Annotated in this window: 14 protein-coding genes; 9 read left to right on the top strand and 5 right to left on the bottom strand. The window is 63.3% G+C overall.

The genetic code is table 11. The annotated features are described in order from the left end of the window. Positions 1-213 precede the first annotated feature (213 nt). The 4 genes from AC1P6P_RS15310 to AC1P6P_RS15295 are packed head-to-tail and all read right to left on the bottom strand — an operon-like array spanning position 214 to position 5,439. Complete coding sequence (locus AC1P6P_RS15310) at positions 214-924, bottom strand: ROK family protein (protein WP_481403306.1); 711 nt, start codon at positions 922-924, stop codon at positions 214-216. 26 nt (positions 925-950) lie between these two features. Continuing rightward, positions 951-1,658, bottom strand: coding sequence for a 6-phosphogluconolactonase (pgl, locus tag AC1P6P_RS15305; protein WP_481403305.1), 708 nt, complete (start codon positions 1,656-1,658; stop codon positions 951-953). Continuing rightward, positions 1,655-2,638, bottom strand: coding sequence for a phosphogluconate dehydrogenase (NAD(+)-dependent, decarboxylating) (gene gnd / locus AC1P6P_RS15300; protein WP_481403304.1), 984 nt, complete (start codon positions 2,636-2,638; stop codon positions 1,655-1,657). Before gnd ends, pgl begins: the two co-directional genes overlap by 4 nt. 8 nt (positions 2,639-2,646) lie before the next feature. Beyond that, the gene (locus AC1P6P_RS15295; protein WP_481403307.1) at positions 2,647-5,439 is read right to left on the bottom strand and encodes a bifunctional transaldolase/phosoglucose isomerase; all 2,793 of its coding nucleotides are present in this window, start codon (positions 5,437-5,439) and stop codon (positions 2,647-2,649) included. Between the two features lie 134 nt (positions 5,440-5,573). On the opposite strand from AC1P6P_RS15295, the gene AC1P6P_RS15290 reads away from it, so the two are divergent. From AC1P6P_RS15290 to sppA, 4 genes are all read left to right on the top strand, one after another. Then, the gene (locus tag AC1P6P_RS15290) at positions 5,574-6,413 is read left to right on the top strand and encodes a fumarylacetoacetate hydrolase family protein (protein WP_481403303.1); all 840 of its coding nucleotides are present in this window, start codon (positions 5,574-5,576) and stop codon (positions 6,411-6,413) included. A 678-nt stretch (positions 6,414-7,091) separates the two neighbouring features. Next, positions 7,092-7,412, top strand: a complete 321-nt coding sequence (locus tag AC1P6P_RS15285; RefSeq protein ID WP_481403302.1) for a hypothetical protein — start codon at positions 7,092-7,094, stop codon at positions 7,410-7,412. Beyond that, on the top strand, positions 7,409-7,687 hold the full coding sequence (locus AC1P6P_RS15280; RefSeq protein WP_481403301.1) for a hypothetical protein: 279 nt from the start codon (positions 7,409-7,411) through the stop codon (positions 7,685-7,687). The genes AC1P6P_RS15285 and AC1P6P_RS15280 overlap by 4 nt, the downstream gene beginning before the upstream one ends. 193 nt (positions 7,688-7,880) lie before the next feature. Continuing rightward, positions 7,881-9,653 carry a signal peptide peptidase SppA gene (gene sppA / locus AC1P6P_RS15275; protein WP_481403300.1) on the top strand — a complete coding sequence of 591 codons (1,773 nt, stop codon included), beginning with the start codon at positions 7,881-7,883 and terminating at the stop codon, positions 9,651-9,653. Between the two features lie 64 nt (positions 9,654-9,717). Here the strand turns inward: sppA and AC1P6P_RS15270 are convergent, their stop codons facing one another. Continuing rightward, the gene (locus AC1P6P_RS15270) at positions 9,718-12,774 is read right to left on the bottom strand and encodes a TonB-dependent receptor domain-containing protein (protein ID WP_481403299.1); all 3,057 of its coding nucleotides are present in this window, start codon (positions 12,772-12,774) and stop codon (positions 9,718-9,720) included. A 503-nt stretch (positions 12,775-13,277) separates the two neighbouring features. On the opposite strand from AC1P6P_RS15270, the gene AC1P6P_RS15265 reads away from it, so the two are divergent. The 5 genes from AC1P6P_RS15265 to AC1P6P_RS15245 all read left to right on the top strand — a co-directional run bounded on the left by AC1P6P_RS15265 (position 13,278) and on the right by AC1P6P_RS15245 (position 18,257). Further along, complete coding sequence (locus AC1P6P_RS15265; protein WP_481403298.1) at positions 13,278-13,526, top strand: exodeoxyribonuclease VII small subunit; 249 nt, start codon at positions 13,278-13,280, stop codon at positions 13,524-13,526. Positions 13,527-13,758: 232 nt separating this feature from the next. Next, entirely contained in the window at positions 13,759-15,684 is a 1,926-nt protein-coding gene (gene dxs, locus AC1P6P_RS15260; protein WP_481403297.1) for a 1-deoxy-D-xylulose-5-phosphate synthase, read from the top strand. A gap of 73 nt (positions 15,685-15,757) precedes the next feature. Next, on the top strand, positions 15,758-16,483 hold the full coding sequence (locus AC1P6P_RS15255; RefSeq protein ID WP_481403296.1) for a TlyA family RNA methyltransferase: 726 nt from the start codon (positions 15,758-15,760) through the stop codon (positions 16,481-16,483). Next, positions 16,480-17,538 (top strand): class I SAM-dependent RNA methyltransferase, encoded by a 1,059-nt coding sequence (locus AC1P6P_RS15250; protein ID WP_481403295.1) that lies wholly within the window; start codon positions 16,480-16,482, stop codon positions 17,536-17,538. The genes AC1P6P_RS15255 and AC1P6P_RS15250 overlap by 4 nt, the downstream gene beginning before the upstream one ends. Next, the gene (locus tag AC1P6P_RS15245) at positions 17,535-18,257 is read left to right on the top strand and encodes a C13 family peptidase (RefSeq protein ID WP_481403294.1); all 723 of its coding nucleotides are present in this window, start codon (positions 17,535-17,537) and stop codon (positions 18,255-18,257) included. The genes AC1P6P_RS15250 and AC1P6P_RS15245 overlap by 4 nt, the downstream gene beginning before the upstream one ends. Positions 18,258-18,493 lie beyond the last annotated feature (236 nt).

The raw sequence follows: 18,493 nt of genomic DNA, 5'->3' as shown, positions 1-18,493 counted from the left end.
TCTGGGGAGGAAGCGGACTGTGACTGTTCGCCCGTCGCTTGAATGGGACGAGTGCCAGCGCGCCTAACTTCCCGGGGAAACCCACCAAAAGCGGAGCTGCGCGTGCAGGGCCGCTTGTGGCGCATTTCAGAAGCGCCCGTCATGCTGAGGCGCTTTGCGCGCACGGCACCGTCAGAGAGAGACGCCGCTTGGGGTGCAAAGCCGCGAAGCACGCTACTTCCACGTCTCCTGCCGCCACAGGCCGGCGCCGCCTTTGATGCCGGAGATGTTGGGCACGATCTTGATGGTCTTGGGCAGCTTGAAGGTGAGGTGCTTGGCGTTGCCGCCGCTGAGGTACAGCGTGTCGTAGTGCACCAGCGTGAACAGGAACGGCAGCACCCGCTCGACGCGGCGGTTCCAGGCTTTGGTGCCCTGCTTCTTGCGTTCCTTTTCGCCGATGAACTGGTCGAAGGTTTTGCCGTCGTGCGCCAGCAGGTGGGCGATCTCGAGATGCGGCATCAGTTCGCCGTCGCGAAACAGCGAGGTGCCGAAGCCGGTGCCGAGGGTGGCGACCATTTCGAGACCGCGGCCTTTGACGACGGCGAAGCCCTGGACGTCGGCGTCGTTGGCGACCCGCACCGGCTTGCCGGCGAGCGCCTTCGACAGTTTGGCCGCAAGATTGAAGCCGGCATAAAGCGGGGTCCCGAGATTGGGGGCGGTGATGATGCGCCCCTCCCGGACCACGCCGGGAAAGCCGACCGCGACGCTGTCATAGGATTTGAACGGCAGCACCAGTTGCTTCAGCGTCCTGACCAGCAGTTCGGGCGGGCAGGGTCTGGGGGTCAGCACCCGCAAATGATCGCTGACGAGGTCGCCGTCGCGGTTGAGCACCGCCGCTTTGAGGCCGGTCCCGCCCACATCGATGGAAAGAATGCGCGCCGGCATGGCACCCCCTGATTCTCGGATCAGTTCTACAGTAACCGCGCGGCGGCCCTGTCCAAGAGCCAGACCGTCTCCCCCTGTGGATGCAAACGTCCGCCGGGCAAAGCGTGATCGCCGTGCCGCACCCGTTTCACAGCGTCGGCCTTGTCGGCGCCGGTCACCACGAAAACGGTAAGCCGGCTCGATTCAACCGCAGGGTAGGTGAGGGTCAGGCGCACTTCGGGCCGGCCATGCGCCACCGCCGCAGCCCAAAGGGTACCTTCGTCCAGCACCGGCGAGCCCGGCAGCAGCGAACAGATGTGTCCATCGCCACCAAGTCCGAGCAGGGTGAGATCGAACAGCGGTCGCGCCGGATCAAGCGCCTCGGCACCGTAATCGCGTTTCAGCTCCGCCTCATAACGGTGCGCCGCATCGTCGGGATCGCCATCGGTCGGCATCGGATGGATATGATCGGGCGGTATCGCGATATGCGACAGCAGCGTCTCGCGCGCCATCCGCCAGTTGTTGTCGGGATGACCGGGCGGCACGAAGCGCTCGTCGATCCAGTAGAACTGCACTTTCGACCAATCGATCGTGCGCAGCGACAGCTCGCCGTACAGCAGACGGGGCGTATTGCCGCCGGTCAGTGCAACCCTGAACGGCGCCTCGGCCGCGGCAATCAGCCCGGCGATCCAGTCGGCCGCGCGCCATGCCATTTCCTGCGGATCGTTGAAAACTTCGGTGCGCGCCGGCGTCACGGTTTCGGCTTGCCTTCGACGTGACCGCCGAATTTCGCCCGCATCGCCGACAACAGGCGGTTGGCGAAGCTTTGCGGCATCCGCGACCCGAAGCGGGCATAAAGCGCTGCCGACAGCACATTGGCCGGCACCGCTTCCTCGATCGCTGCTTCCACCGTCCAGCGGCCTTCGCCGGAATCGTCGACATAGCCGGAGAAGTTTTCCAGGCTGCCGTGCTCGGCCAGCGCCATCGCGGTAAGGTCAAGCAGCCACGACGACACCACGCTGCCGCGCCGCCACACTTCGGCGACATCGGCGAGATCGAGGTCGAAGCGCTCGGCTTCCGGCAGCTTGTCGTCTTTCTTGCGTTCGAGAATCTCGAAGCCTTCGGCATAGGCCTGCATCAGGCCGTATTCGATGCCGTTATGGACCATCTTGACGAAATGGCCCGATCCCGCCGGCCCGCAATGCATGTAGCCGTTTTCGACGCGGGCGTCGCGGCCGTCGCGGGCTTCGGTTTTCGCGATCGTACCGGCGCCCGGCGCCAGGGTGGCGAAGATCGGGTCAAGGCGCTCCACCACGTCCTTGTCGCCGCCGATCATCATGCAATAGCCGCGCTCGAGCCCCCAGATGCCGCCCGAGGTGCCGACATCGACATAGGCAAGCGCTTTCGGCCGCAGCGCCGCCGCGCGCCGGATATCGTCCTTATAATAGGTATTGCCGCCGTCGATCACCGCATCGCCCGCGGCCATCAGGGCGGCGAGGCTGTCGATGGTCTGCTCGGTGATCTTGCCGGCGGGGAGCATCACCCACACCGCGCGCGGCGGAGTGAGGAGTTCGGTCAGTTCTTTGAGAGAGCGGGCGGGCTTGGCGCCTTCGTGTGCCAGACCCGCCACCGCTTCAGAGTTGACGTCAAAGGCAACTATCTCGTGACCGCCGCGCATCAGCCGACGGGCGATGTTGGCACCCATGCGGCCCAGGCCGACGATTCCAAGTTGCATGCCTTCTCCTATTTGACTGCCGCTTCGATGGCTTTGCGCACCGTAGCAAGGCCGTCGTCGATGTTGTCAAGATGGATACGCACCGCCCGACGGCCGCGTTCCACCAGCACGCCGAGGTCGCCGGCCGCCTGCGCCGCGATTACCGCGCCGAAGGTATAGCCGCGACCCGGCACCGCCACGTCATGCGCCGGCTTGCCGGTCACCTGCAGGAACACACCGCTGGCCGGTCCGCCCTTGTAGGCTTGACCGGTGGAATGCGGGAACCGCGGTCCGAAGCCGAGGCACACCGCCGCTCCGGTCGCATCGCGCAGCGCCGCGCGCATGGCGTCGAATTCCGCCGTGTGTGCCGCATTGCGTTCGATGAAGCCGACGAGGGCGATGTAGTCCCCGGCGCCGACGCGGCCGAAATGGGCCTTCAGCACCGCTTCCAGTGATGTCGCACCGGCCAGCGCCTTGGCGTTTTCAGGATCGGCATAGACCGCGACGCCGCCCCCCGCGAACACCGGCTTGTCGGTGTCCTTGGCGCCGCCCGCGTCCATCAGCGCCCGCGCCTTGATCTTGGCGGCTTCGACGTCGGGCTGATCGAACGGGTTGATCTCGAGCGCGGCGCCCGCGACCGCGGTGGCGATCTCGAACACGTAGATCAGGCGCGCCACCTGCATCGGCGCATCGACTTCGATTTCGATCACCGGATGGCCGAGCGGCTTCAGCGCCGCGATCAGCGTGTCGCGCGCATCCTCGCCCTTCAGCTTCAGCACCACGAAGACGCGGTCCTTGCCGTAGGAGGAGGCCGAACCGGCCGGTTCGCCGTCGACCGGGATGATGCCCTTGCCGTGCTTGCCGGTGGATTCGGCGATCAGCTGCTCCGCCCAGGCGCCAAAGCTGGACAGGCCCTTCGACGCGAAGATGGTCAGCTTGTCCTTGCCGGCTTTCGCCAGGGTGCCGAGCGCGATGCCGAGCTGGGCGCCGGGGTTGGTCGGAGGCGGGGAGAGTGGGCCGCACGCCGCTTCGGCTGCGAGCGCTTCGGCAACGAACGCCTTCAGATCGACGCCCATCGCCGCCGCCGGCACCAGGCCGAAGTTCGACAGCACCGAATAGCGCCCGCCGATGGTCTTCTTGCCTTCGAGGATGTCGGCGAAGCCTTCCGCCTTGGCGTCCTTTTCCAGCGAGGAGCCCGGATCGGTGATCGCGACGAAATGGCTGCCGGCCTTGTCCTTGCCGATGGCGGCCGCGACGCGGTCGAAATAATAGTCCTTGAACAGGTTCGGTTCGAGCGTCGAGCCCGACTTCGAAGCGACGATGAAGAGCGTGGTCGCCAGCGTGATCTTCTCGTCGAGCGAACGCACTTCATCGGGATCGGTGGAGTCGAGGATGTGGAACTTGGCACCCTTGGCCAGGACTTCGCGCAGCACTTCGGCGCCGAGGCTCGAGCCGCCCATGCCGAGCAGGACCACGTCGCTCCACTTGGCGGCCTTCACCTTGGCGGCGAATGCTTCCAATGTGGCGAGATTGGCCTTCGCGGTAGTCGGGGCGTCGAGCCAGCCGAGCCACTTGTCTTCGTCGCTGCCGGTCCAGATCGCCTTGTCCTTGGCCCACAGCGCGCGGATGTAGCCCTTTTGCGTCCAGGTTTTCACCCAGCCGTCGACCGCGTCCTTGTCGGCGCCGAGCGACCAGGTGATGCGCAGCTTCTTGCCGGTGATCTCATCGCACTTGCCGGCGATGGCGCCGAACAGCTTGTCGGCCGCATCGGCGAACAGATCGACGCCTTCCACCAGCAGGGTGTCGGTGATGTCATCGAGATTGATGCCGGTGGCAGCGAGATCGGCGAGCACCTTTTCGGCACCGGCGAGATCGCTCTTGATCGCATCAGCGACCGGCTTGCCGTGATCGCGTTCGGCGGCGACGGTGGCCGGCGGCATGGTGTTGACGGTGTTGTCGCCGACCAGGGTGTCGACATACAGCGTGTCGGGGTAATTCTTGTTCTTGGTGCCGGTCGAGGCCCACAGCAGGCGCTGCGGACGGGCACCGCGCTTGGCGAGCTTTTCCCAGCGCGGGCCGGAGAAGATCGTCTCATAGTCGCGATAGGCGAGCTTGGCATTGGCGATCGCGACCTTGCCCATCAGGTGCTCGACCTTCTCGCCGGCTGCGATCTTCTTCTGCAAGAGGCCGTCGATCTTGGCGTCGATGCGGCTGATGAAGAAGCTGGCGACGCTCGATACGGCGGACAGATCGTAATCGGCCGGCAGGCCTTCGAGGCCGGCGATATAGGCTTCGGCCACCTTGCGATAATAGTCGGTGGCGAACAGCAGCGTGACGTTGACGTTGATGCCTTCCGACAGCAGCGTCTGGATCGCCGGAATGCCGGCCGGTGTCGCCGGAACCTTGATCATCACGTTCTTGCGGTCGATCGTCTTCCACAGGTGGCGCGCTTCGGTCAGCGTCGCTTCGGTATCGTTGGCGAGATAGGGATTGCACTCCATCGACACGAAGCCATCGGCCTTGCCGGTCTCGTCGTAGACGGTCTTCAGCACATCGCAGGCGGAGCGGATGTCGGTGAAGGCGAGGTTGTTGAACACTTCGCCGATCTCGACCGTGCCGGCGGCGAGCAGCGAGGTGATTTCCTCGTTATACTCGTCGGAATGGCCCATCGATTTTTCGAAGATCGCGGGATTGGAAGTGACCCCCTTGATGCCTTCTTCGTTGACCAGCTTGGCGAGTTCGCCGCTGCGCACCAGGCCGCGCCCGAGATTGTCGAGCCACGGGGCCTGACCGTATTTTCCAAGTTCCTTAAGGGGGTTCATCATCTGCTCCGAATGGGCGGGAACGGAACGGGAATGGGGCCCGCCGTTTATCCTGCCATGCCATAGTCGTCTAACGCTGTCTTATATGGACAGCAAGACATGGGATTAACAGGTGGATTGAAAGGTCGCGGCCAATGAGACTGGTGACATTTGCTACCGGTGGTCAGGTGTCCCTGGGGAGGGTTGAAGGCGGCGAAATTGTGCCTTTGCCGCAGTCCTTTGGGGGCATGATTGATCTGATAATCCGTTGGCCCCAAGTGCGCGCGACAGTTGCAGCCACCGCGGGGCGGGCGATTCCCTTGGACAACGTGCACTTGCTGCCGCCGTTGCCGCGGCCGGGCAAGATTCTGGCGATCGGGATGAATTACGCCGACCACGTTCGTGAAACTGGCGCGCCGATGCCGTCGCGGCAGATTTGGTTCTGCAAGCAGCCGACCGCTGCCAACGGTCCGTTCGATCCGATTCTGCTGCCGAAGGTGTCGGCAGAGGTCGATTACGAGGCCGAGATGGTGGTGGTGATCGGCAAGGGCGGGCGCAACCTGACCCGGGCCGAGGCGCCGGGCGCGGTGTTCGGCTATTGCGTCGGCAACGATGTCAGCGCCCGCGACTGGCAGCTGGCGACCTCGCAATGGATGCTGGGCAAGAGCTTCGACAGCCACGCCCCGTTCGGTCCCTGGATCACCACCGCCGACGAAGTGCCCGATCCGCACAGCCTCGGCATCCGCTGTTTCGTCAACGGCGACAAGCGGCAGGATTCGAACACGTCCAATCTGGTGTTCAACGTCTGGGACCAGATCGCCCACGTCAGCCAGGTGATGACGCTCGAGCCCGGCGACCTCATCTTCACCGGCACCCCCGGCGGCGTCGCCCTCGGCATGAAACCGCCGGTCTACCTCAAAGACGGCGACGTGGTGCGCGTGGAAATCGACCGGCTGGGCGCGATCCAGGCGGTGTGCAGGGGGGAGGAAGTATAGGAGGGCGTGATCAGTATGAAACGCCTATTCCCGCTTCGGGGGGTAATCCCAATGGAAGTGCGGCGATCGCGGTCAAAAGAGCAAGGATGAATAGGCCCACGGTCGCGTATGCTGTTGCGCATTCTGCAAGAGCATCGGGCGTTCAAGCGAGATCATTCTTTCCTCCCCCGCGATGCTCAAATCATGACGGTGGCACGCCGCCGAAACAGCGGGGGAGGTGGCCCATCAGGGCCGGAGGGGGGAATATTTCAGCGCCGGATCGGTCCCCCCTCCGTCGCTACGCGACACCTCCCCCGCTTTTTTGCCGGCGGTGCGGCGTGAAAGGACCTGTCGGCGCGGGGGAGGAAAGATGAACGACGTGATCTCGTCTGAATGTTCGTTGCTCTAATGTATGAGGCAACATCTTCGCACCACGTTTAAAGATTGCCTGTAGCATTGACCGCTCTAGCCACCGAAGACAATCGGTTGTTGCGCAATTGCGATCAAATCGAAATCGCATCCTAATCTGGTGCGGGCGAATAAATACCGGCGAAATAATTTTCAATTTCCTCCCCTTCCAATTCGCTCTGCATCATCCGCACCTTATTTCGTAAACGCCGGAACACTGCTGCGTGCTGGGTCGGATGGGCCCTTGAAATCGGCGCGCGCGTTCCCACTTCCATTATCATGTCAGGTGAGATGACCCGCGCCGCACCAGCACGCGGTACTGATCCTGCGCAGCACTCGCAGGACATCGTCGATCAGTTGCTCGGCGAGGCGCTGGCTCACCTTGAGCAGAGTGAACGCTTGTTTCAGCGCTGCCGGGATTTGCAGCAGCGCGATCCCACGGACCGACGCTTGGCGTGGAGCGCGGCCCGCCTCATCGCCGATGGCGCGGTACTCGGCCAGGCGCTGGGTAACATGCTGGCGCCGCCGCGACGCAGGGCGAAAAGGAAGAAGCGTCAAAACCTTGAGGGGGAATTGAATTCGCAATCGTCAATTGCGGGTGGCACCGGATGAGGAGAAAGCGCCTTCTCGTTCCGCACGGACCCCGGCGTCGCGGTGCGCCGCCCGGCAACGCCAATGCCTTCAAGCACGGCAAGTTCACCCGCGAGCGCTTGACCCTCTACGCCGACATCCGCGCCTTCATCGCGCAAGGCCGCGCCCTGGTCACCGAGGCCAAGGCTGGGGCGCAACGAAGTGACCCGGAAATCCACCCAACTGCCCAAGGAGGCGCTGCCAACGCCGGCCCGCTGGTAAGGAGAATATCAAATCCTTGCAACGGTTTGATCTGATTTGAATTGCGGTTTTGCGATTTTGGCTCTTCCGGATCGTCGCTCCGCGGCGGAAGAGGACAAAATTCTTAACCTGCGTTATGCAATATTCCTTGTTGTGTAGCGTCCCGGCACGTTCGAAAACGGCACTTCCCCCCTATATTGGGTTTCAAAGCGGCCGGACGGGGCCGTCTGCTTCAAAGGACAAACTTCCATGGTCGCAGTCTTGCGTTGGCTCGGTTCGATCTTCACCGGCGCCATCAACGGCTTCCTGAAATTCTTCGTGGCAGTCATTCTGCTGGTGATCGTCATCGTCCTGATCGCGATGGCGTCGGGGGACAGGCTTCCGCACAACATGGTGCTGACCCTCGATCTGCGCAAAGAGATCGTCGATTCGGCGCCGAGCACGTTTGCCCTCGGCAACAAGCCGATGACGATGATGGACATCATTCTGGGTCTCGATGCCGCCGAGCGCGACAGCCGGGTCAAGGGCGTGTTCATCCGGATCGGCTCGGGCAATCTGCCGATCGCGCGGGCCCAGGAGATCAAGGCGGCGCTGCTCAAGTTCCGCGCCTCCGGCAAGTTCGTGATCGTGCATGCGCAGGATTTCGAAGGCTCGGGCCTCGGCGATTATCTCGCGGCCACGGCCGGCGACCAGATCTGGATGCAGCCGAAGTCGGCGTTCTTCCCGGCCGGTGCCGGGGCGGGCGGGGTTTTCCTTCGCGGCCTGTTCGACAAGATCAAGGCCGAACCGCAGATCGCCAAGCGGCGCGAGTACAAGAGTGCCGCCGACATGTACATGGAATCGGGCATGACGAAGGAGGACAAGGAGCAGCTCACCGCGCTGTTGCAATCCTGGTACGACGTGGCGGTGGCGGAAACCGCCAAGCAGCGCAAGCTGTCGCCGGACGCGATGAAGGCGGCGTTCGAAGCCAGCCCGCAGTTCACCGAAGATGCCAAGGCCAAGAAGCTGATCGACCGCGTCGGCTATGATGACGATGCGCTCAATGCGGCGCTGGCCAAGGCCGGTGACAATGCCGATGCCGTCGCGCTGGCGCAGTTCCTGTCGACCAAGCCGGAAAACTCGTTCGGCAGCGGTCCGCACATCGCTCTGATCGAGGCCGCCGGCGAGATCGTCAACGGCAGCACCAAGCAAGGGCCGTTCAACCGCGACACGGTGATTGCCGGCGACGACATGGCCCGCGCCATCCGTCAGGCGACCGACGACAAGGACATCAAGGCTATCATTCTGCGCGTCGACTCGCCCGGCGGATCGGTCTCGGCGTCGGATCAGATTCTGGATGCGGTGAAGAAGGCCCAGGCCTCCGGCAAGCCGGTGGTCGTGAGCATGGGCTATCTGGCGGCGTCGGGCGGCTATTACATCTCGCTCAGCGCCAACAAGATCGTCGCCGAACCGGGCACCATCACCGGATCGATCGGCGTGTTGACCGGCAAGGTGTCGTTCAACAATTCGCTCGGGATGATCGGCGTGCATGGCGAAATGGTCGGCGTCGGACGCAATGCGCTGATCAACTCCGACCTGCAGCCCTATACGCCGGAGCAGTGGGACTCGATCAACCATCAGGCCGACGTGATCTATGACGACTTTACCCAGAAGGTCGCGGCCGGCCGGCATCTGCCGATTGCCAAGGTTCTCGACATCGCCCGCGGCCGGGTGTGGTCGGGCACCGATGCGGCGCAGCGCGGGCTGGTCGACAAGCTCGGCGGGTTCTGGGATGCGGCCGACATCGCCAAGCGTCTTGCCGGGATTCCGCAGGGCGACCGCGTCACCTTCAAGGTCTATCCGCGTCAGAAGGGGCTGCTGGAATCGATCGAGGAATTCTTCGGCGGCGGCAGCGACGAGGTTCAGGCGATCGAAAACTTCAACACCCTGATGAACGCGCCGATGACTCAAGAAGCGGTGCGGGCCGTCAGGACGGCGCCGCGCGGGGCGATTGAGCTCAGGGCCACCAACCTGCCGCAGTAGCGGATCGGCCAGGCAAAAAGAAGCCCGCCAGCAACGTGTGCTGGCGGGTTTTTGTTGTGAACGTCTACAATTTTGCGGTAATCGCCACAAACACCTGCCGGCCGAGCAGGTCGTAGTTGTTGTAGGTGTTGGGCGTGCCGGTGCCGGTGATCAGGTTGGAAACGATCGGCGGGTCGGTGTCGAAGACGTTGTTCATGCCGGCCCTGAGCTGCAGCTCGTTGGTCATCTGCCAGGTTGCGGCGAGGTCGATGTAGCTCATGCCCGGGATGCGCGCGTTGAAGCGGTCGAAGCTGCCGGCGTACAGCACCGGCTGCGTCGCCTGGTTGGCATCGAACTCGGATGGACCGATGTAGCGCCAGGTGGCCGCGAACATCACGTCCCAGGGCGTCTGCCAGTTGACCCGGACTTGATGACGCCAGTTCGGCAGCGGCGAGCCGCAGGTATTGCCGTACAGTCCGACGCAATCATAGGTCGGCTCCGTCGACAGCGTCTGGGTCTTGGACGTCAGGGTGTAGGTTCCGACCAGATGGAAGCCGAGGCTGCCGTAGTCGTCGAGCCCGATCGTATCGAGCCCCATCTGATAGTCGGTCTGGAAGTCGATGCCCGAGTTGTTGAAGTAGCCCGAGTTGACGAACGTGCTCTCGATATAGCCACCGCCCGCCACCGTGGTGCCGTAGAGCGTGCCCGCCGAGGTGCGATGGATCAGGCTGCAGAACTTGGGATCGCCGGTGTTGAGGCAGTTGTTGAGCGAGACGTTGATCGGAATGCCCTGGATGATGCCGTTGTAGACGTCGATCTTGTAGTAGTCGACGCTGGCGGTGAGCCCGGGAACCATCGTCGGAGTGGCCGTGAGGCCGACCGAGAACGTCTTGGCCTTCTCCGGTGACAGCGCCGGGTTGCCGCCGAGCAGGATGGCGCACTGACCCGATGGGCATTGGCCGATCGAGTTGGTCGTGGTGCCGTTGCCGTATTCGGTCGGCGTGACGCCGGTCCGCACGCACTCTGCCAGAGACCGTGTGGCCGGTCCGGCGCAGGGATCGACCGAGACGATGGAGGTGTTGGTCACAGACTGCGGCGTATAGCTTTCCAGGATCGACGGTGCCCGGATCGCAACGTCATAGGACGAGCGGAAGCGGATGTCGTCGATCGGCGACCACTGGATGCCCACCTTCCACGTCGTCGGATTGTGGCCGCTGGTGTAGCGTGAGAACCGGATGCCGGCGTCGATCGACAGGTCTTCTGCCATCGGCAGGCGTTGCAGCAGGGGGACGCGGATTTCTCCGTACCCTTCGGTGACGTTGATGGAGTTGTCGATCGGCACCACCGCTCCGCCAAAGCCGATGAGGTCGTTAGAGTTTTCGGCGACGTCGCCGGCATAGGTCATCTTGTCTTTGCGGTTGGAGGCGCCGACCGCAATCTGGACGCCGTCGTTGGCGAAGGGGGAGCGGATGCCATAGGAACTGAGATCGCCGGTGATGTCGATTTCAAGGATTTCCTCGAACAGCGTGCCGCGCGAGGTGCCGTAGGTCGAAAGATAGGCAATCTGGTCCGGCGTAACGCCCCCTTCGGTGAAGACGTTGTAGGGTACGCAGGCCGGATCGGCGCCGGAGACCACCGATTTGCAGGTTGGAACGCCCCCCACCGACACGACCTGGAGGGCGTTGTTGACCTTCTGGTTGGAGATGTAGTTGCCGGCGGTCTGATCGATGGTGACGTAGTAGTAGGACCCGAACGCGTCGTAGTGCCAAGCGTCGTCGATATCGCCTTTGAGGCCGACCACGCCGCGGAAGTTCATGTGCTCGTAGTCGCTGGTGCGTCCGCCACCTTCGACGTTGCGCCGGCCGATTTCGAGCGGCGTGCTGGCGGTCCCGCTCAGACCCTGGCTGGTGCAGAAGGCGGTGACTTCGCTGGCACTGAGCAGCGGGTTGTCGCAATTGACGAACCAGGCGCCCGAGCCATCCGGAGAGAAGGCATTGGCGCCGCGGAAGACCGCCGTCGGTGCGACTTGCTGGAACGAGCGATCGTTCATGAATTCGAATTCGGTATAGGGCTTGGCCCAGTCCGTAACGTCATAATGGGCGAAGACGGCGCCGTTGAAGCGGGTATCCTGGCGCGACAGTGTTTCATAGACGTTCGAATTGAACGCGGATGGCGGGTTCGATCCGGGTGAGGGCTGCAGCACCGCTTGGTTTCCCACGATCGAATAGACCGGTTGCGCCGGCAGCGTCTTGGGCTGGAAATAGTTTGAATTGCTCGAGCCGGCGCAAAACGCACCCTGATCGCGCGAGGTGAGCGTCGGGTCGCTGTCGACGATGTCGATCTGGCAGGCGGCAAAGTCGCGGTTCTTCATCCACACCGGGTCGGCATTGCGATAGCCGACAAAAGCGGTGACGTTGCCTTTGCCGTCGCCGGTATTCGCACCGACCGTGATGGATGCCTGTATGGTGCGTCCGTCCCATACATCCGTCGGCGCTTCCGCCAACGGTCCTTGGGTGTTGCTGGCAATAGTGTCGGAAATCACGCCGCGTGCCAGCTTGTTCGAATTGGTGTGCCAGTTGGCGCCGTACTGCGCGTCCACCTGAACACCTTGGAAGTCCTGCTTCATGATGAAATTGACGACGCCGGCCACGGCATCGGAGCCGTAGGTCGATGAGGCGCCGCCGGTCAGCACCTCCACCCGCTCGATCAACGGTACCGGGACCTGATCGAGGTCGGGAGCGGCGTTGGGATTGCCGCTGCTGGGATCGCCGAGCCCAAGACGCCGCCCATTGACCAGCACCAACGTGCGGGTCGGTCCGAGACCGCGAAGGTTCACGGTCGTCACGCCGCCGGGACCGGTGAGCGGGTTGTTCGTGTTGGAAAAGTCACTGGTGTTGCTCACGAAGGTCTGCGGCAGATCGTTGAGCATGTCGGAGACATCAGTCGCGCCTTTGATCTGGAACTGCTCGTTGGTGACGGTCTGGATCGGGCTGACGGATGTCAGGTTGGACGAAGTGGGAATGCGCGAGCCGGTGACCACCACCGTTTCGGTACTCTGGGTTTGCGCGCTGGCGGGAATCAGGGCCGCGGCGAAGGCTGCTCCGAGAAAAAGCGAGGAGCGAAGGCTGGTCGATCTGGTCAAGGGAACCCCCTTTTCGGTTTTTTGGCGATCCGCACAGGAACCGCGTCTTCGGGCACGCACACGCACCCGCACGCCGCAGGAGGCTAAATTCAGAATAGTTCTATAGTCACCAACAGATGCAAATTTGCAAAGATTTAGCTAACTTACTGTGGCGCGACTGCTTCACAAAATGACACGATGATACGGAAATGTCGCATTTGGCGGAGATCGGATAATTTACGTGCCGGGCCAGGGCGCGGGCGTGGAGAAATGCTGTTTATTGCTGAAGGGCGAAGAAAAATATTTGCTATATCAACGCGTTACAGCGTTTTCCTGCTTCAGGGTCGCCTTTCGTCGGGTGGGAACTTCGTCGATGATTGATATAAACGTGCAAAAGTTGGTGGCCACGGCACAAAATATGTCTGCCCCCTGAAACGGGGTGCGCTGGCTCAGCGCAGCATGTGTTGTTCAGGTCCGTGTGGACGAATAGTAGAGTTGGCGCATGTGCATCGGTGAGGCGCAATATGGTGGGTGATGAAAGTGCAGCAAATCTGGGCAAGCTCACGTTTGAGGCCGCTTTGAAGGAGCTCGAGGCGATCGTGTCCCGACTCGAGCAGGGACAGGTGGATCTCGAGGATTCCATCGCCCTGTACGAACGCGGCCAAGCCCTCAAAGCGCATTGCGAGAGCAAGCTGAAATCAGCTGAAAACAGACTGGAAAAGCTGGTGCAGAATGGGGGCGCCGTCACCGCTGAACCTGCCGATCTCGGTTGATTTCGCCATTCCAGGGTAAATCAGTATACGGACCTTTCACCTGGGAGTGGTTTGGCGAATGCGAAGTCGCGCGGCGAACAATTTTGTTGCGGAAAAGCAATAACCCTCTTTGCTGCAGGTCATTGAAAAGAAGCGCAGATTGCGTTCTTTGTGTATAACAGGGGTCTCCAACTGGCGGCCGCCACGGCGGGGGAGGACTGTGTCGTGGGCACGGTGAGCGGAGCGAATAAGAATGACGGGACCGAGCAAGACGCCGCTTCTTGATGGCGTCTCATCGCCGAAGGAATTGCGTGCACTGCCGCGCGAGTCGCTGCAGCAACTCGCGCAGGAGTTGCGCAACGAGCTGATCGACATCGTATCGGTTACCGGCGGCCATCTCGGTTCGAGCCTTGGCGTCGTCGAACTGACGATCGCACTGCACTATGTTTTCAACACGCCGCAAGATCGCCTGATCTGGGACGTCGGCCATCAGGCCTACATCCACAAAATCCTGACAGGTCGTCGCGAGCGGATGCGCACCTTGCGCCAGGGCGGCGGATTGTCGGGTTTCACCAAGCGCGCGGAAAGCGAATACGACCCGTTCGGCGCCGCCCATTCCTCGACTTCGATTTCCGCCGGTTGTGGCTTTGCGGTGGCGCGCGATCTCAAGGGCGACAACAACAAGGTCGTCGCCGTCATCGGTGATGGTTCGATGAGCGCGGGCATGGCCTATGAGGCCATGAACAATGCCGGCGCCGCCAATACGCCGCTGATCGTGATCCTCAACGACAACGACATGTCGATCGCCCCGCCGGTGGGCGCGCTGTCGGCGCACCTGTCCCGCTTGGTTTCGTCGCGTTCCTATCGCGGCCTGCGTCGTCTGGCGAAGCGTCTGGCTCTGAAGCTGCCGCGCCCGTTCGCCGTCGCCGCCCGCCGGGTCGAAGAATACGCCCGCGGCCTGGTCACCGGCGGCACACTGTTCGAGGAATTGGGCTTCTATTACGTCGGTCCGATTGACGGCCATAATCTCGAACACCTCATTCCCATCCTGGAGAACGTGCGCGACATGCAAAGTGGACCGATCTTGGTCCATGTCGTCACCCAGAAGGGCAAGGGCTATGCTCCTGCCGAGGCCAGTGCCGACAAATATCACGGCGTCACCAAGTTCAACGTCCTGACCGGCGAGCAGAAAAAGTCGAAGACCAATCTGCCGAGCTATACCAAGGTGTTTTCCGACGCGCTGGTGGCCGAAGGCAAGGCCGATCCGCGCATCGTTGCGATCACCGCTGCAATGCCGGCGGGCACCGGCCTTGATGTCTTCGCCAAGGAATTCCCCGGCCGCTTTTTCGATGTCGGCATTGCTGAGCAGCATGCGGTGACGTTTGCGGCCGGCATGGCGGCGGAAGGCATGCGGCCGTTCTGCGCCATTTATTCGAGCTTCCTGCAGCGCGCCTACGATCAGGTGATGCATGATGTGGCACTGCAGAACCTGCCGGTGCGCTTCGCGATTGATCGGGCGGGATTGGTGGGCGCCGACGGCGCCACCCATGCCGGTTCGTTCGACGTGACCTATCTCGCCACCTTGCCCAACATGGTGGTGATGGCGGCGGCCGACGAGGTCGAGTTGATGCATATGGTGGCGACCCAGGCGCGCTACGACGAAGGCCCGATTGCGCTGCGCTATCCGCGCGGTGAAGGTGTCGGCCTCGAGCGGCCGTTTGTCGGCAGTCCCCTCGAGATCGGCAAAGGCCGCATCGTGCGGGAAGGCACGTCGATCGCGATCCTCAGCCTCGGCACCCGGTTGGCGCCGGCGCTCGATGCGGCAGAAAAGCTGTCGGCCTGCGGCTTGACGACCACGGTTGCCGATGCGCGCTTCGCCAAGCCGCTCGATCACGACCTCATCCGGCGGCTGGCCAAGGAACATGAGCTGCTCATCACCATCGAGGAAAACGCCGTCGGCGGCTTTGGGGCCCATGTGCTGCAGTTCCTCGCGTGGGAGGGGCTGCTCGATGGCAGTCTGAAGGTGCGCCCGATGGTGCTGCCCGACCGGTTCCAGAACCACGATACGCCGGAACGCCAGTATGGCGAGGCGGGATTGGATTCCGGTGCCATCGTCCACACCGCGCTGGCGGCTTTGGGCCGTTCCCAGGACGGCGCGGCGGTAACCCGGTTCGCGTAGAGCAAATTTGCGCGGCCGGGCTTGACCGGACCTCCCCGCGATCTGAAAAGTAGTCCTGATAAGTGGGGCAGTCATGCCGACGCGTGCCGACGTCTATCTGGTCGATCACGGTTTTGCCGCCTCGCGCACCGAGGCGCAGGCCGCCATTCGTGCCGGCACCGTCACCGCCAACGGCAAGCGGGTCTTGAAACCGGCGGAGTCGATCGAAGACGGAGCCGAGATCGCTTACGTCAAGGCACATCCTTATGTGTCGCGCGGCGCCCTGAAACTGCTGGCGGCGCTGGACGCTTTCGACTTGTCGCCCGAGGGGCTCACCTGCCTCGACATCGGTGCCTCCACCGGCGGCTTCACCGAAGTGCTGCTCGAGCGCGGCGCCCATCGCGTTTATGCCGTCGATGTCGGCCATGGCCAGTTGCGCCAGAAGCTGGTGCAGGATCCGCGCGTCGTCTCGCTCGAAGGCACCGATGCCCGCAATCTGACGATCGCGCATATTCCCGAGCCACCGGGCGTGGTGGTCGCCGATGTCAGTTTCATCAGCCTCAAGCTGGCGCTGCCGGCGGCGTTGGCGCTGGCCCGCAATGCCTGGCTGGTGGCGCTGGTGAAGCCGCAGTTCGAGGCCGGGCGCGCCGCGGTGGGCAAGGGCGGCATCGTCAAGGACGAAGCGGCGCAGAATGAATCCGTCGCCGCAGTGCTGGCGGTGCTGAAGAAACACAAATGGACCGTGCTCGGCACCATCGACAGCCCGATCGAGGGCGGTGACGGCAATCGCGAATTCCTGATCGGGGCGCGGCAGCCGTGACGGCGCTGTGCCGCCATTTCGGCATTTGCGGCGGCTGTGTCCATCAGGACCGACCCGATGATGCCTATCGCGCGCTCAAACGCGAGGCGGTGGTGGCAGCGCTCGACCGCCACGGCGTGACGGCGGCGGTGGAGGATATCGTCGAAGTTCCGCCCGCAACGCGGCGGCGCGCTACCATGAAGGCGAAGCTGGAGGCGGGGCGAGTTCATCTTGGCTTCCACGCGGCGCGGACGCACGACATCGTCGATCTCGCCGAATGCCGCGTGCTGACACCTGCCTTGACGGCGCTGCTGCCGGGTTTGCGCGACATGCTCGGCGAGCTGCTGGCGCCGGTGGGCGATGCCGAAGTGCGGTTGACGGCAACGGAGACCGGGCCCGATCTCGGCTTGCGCTGGCGCCGCCCCAACGACACCGAAACGCTGACCGCGCTGGCGCGGTGGGCGGCGAAGCTAAAGATCGCGCGCATCTCGGCCCATGGCGAGACGGTGGTGTCGCTGGCGGCGCCGACGGTTTGCCTCGGCAAGGCGCGGGTGGAACTGCCGCCGGAAACCTTCTTGCAGCCGACGCGCGAAGGCGAAGCGGCTCTGCAGAGTTTCGTCGTCGCGACGCTGGCGCGGAGCAAGAACGTCGCCGACCTGTTTTCGGGCTGCGGCACCTTCACGTTCCCGTTGGCCCAAAGGGCGCGGGTGCATGCGGTCGAACTCGAAAGCGCAATGCTGGACGCGCTCGCCGCCGCCGTCAAAACAACGCCGGAACTGAAGCCGGTCACCACCGAGAAGCGCAACCTGTTCAAGCGGCCACTGACCAATTTCGAACTCAACGGCTTCGATGGCGTCGCGATCGATCCGCCGCGCGCCGGCGCTTTGGAGCAGGCGAAAATGCTGGCGAAAAGCAAACTGGCGCGCATCGCTTATGTCTCCTGCGATGCCGACAGTTTCGCCCGCGATGCCCGCGTGCTGATCGACGGCGGCTTTACGCTGGAACGCCTGATGCCGGTCGACCAGTTCCTGTGGTCGTCGCATATCGAACTGGCGGCCGGGTTCGTGCGGCGATGAAAAAAGCGGTCGTCGCGCTGCTGCCGTTTCTGCTCGCCCCCGCCGCGGCGAACGGCTTCGGCGATTGGGCGGCGGTGGTGGTGGCTGGCGATTCCTATTCGAGCGATGGCAAGGACACCGCGGTATTCGACAACGGCCGCATGTCGATCGCCAAGGAACTTGCCGGTCTCGGCTTTCAGCCCGGCCACATCCGCCAGTTCACCGACTGGCCGCAACGTTTTGCGGACCCCAAGCGGTCGACGCCCAAGCACATCGCCACAGGGCTCGGTGAGGTGGCGGGGCAGGCGCGAGCCGGATGCCTTCTTTATCTCACCTCGCACGGCAGCGAGCGCGGCATCGGCATCGGCGATTATATCGTGAGCCCGAAAAGACTGGCCAAAATGATCGCCGCCGCCTGTCCGCACCGGCCCGCCGTGGTGATCGTTTCGGCCTGTTACTCCGGCGTTTTCGTCGAGCGGCTGAAGGCGCCCGATCGCATCGTGCTGACCGCGGCGGCGAAAGACCGCTCCTCGTTCGGCTGCGGCGCCACCGACCAGTACACCTACTTTGACGCCTGCGCGGTGGAGAGCTTGCCGCACGCCGGCGACTTCGCGACCTTCGGCCGGCGCACCCTTGCCTGCGTTTCGGCGCGCGAAAAGAAGGAGCAGGTCGACCTGCCGTCCAATCCGCAACTCGTCATCGGCGAGGCGACAAGCGTCATTCCGCATTGGTCTCCTTAAATATGCCGAGAGCGGGCCTGTTTTCGCAAGTCCGCTCGCTCGGGGAGTACCCTCCGCGAACGGGGCGCCAGCAGAGCGGCCGGGTTCATTCGGCCGCTGACAGGCACAGTCCGTTCGCCCGGTGAAACCCGCACGCTCGCGGTTTATTCAGCCGCGATTGTCCGATACGCACGCGAGCTGCGTATCCTGGGTCCGTTATGTCTCGCGTTGCTCGGCGGGTCGTGAGAGGCGCGACC

The sequence above is a fragment of the Rhizomicrobium sp. genome (genome assembly GCF_056722145.1).
The sequence above is the reverse complement of the archived record's forward strand: the minus strand, read 5'-3'. Positions and strand labels throughout refer to the sequence as shown.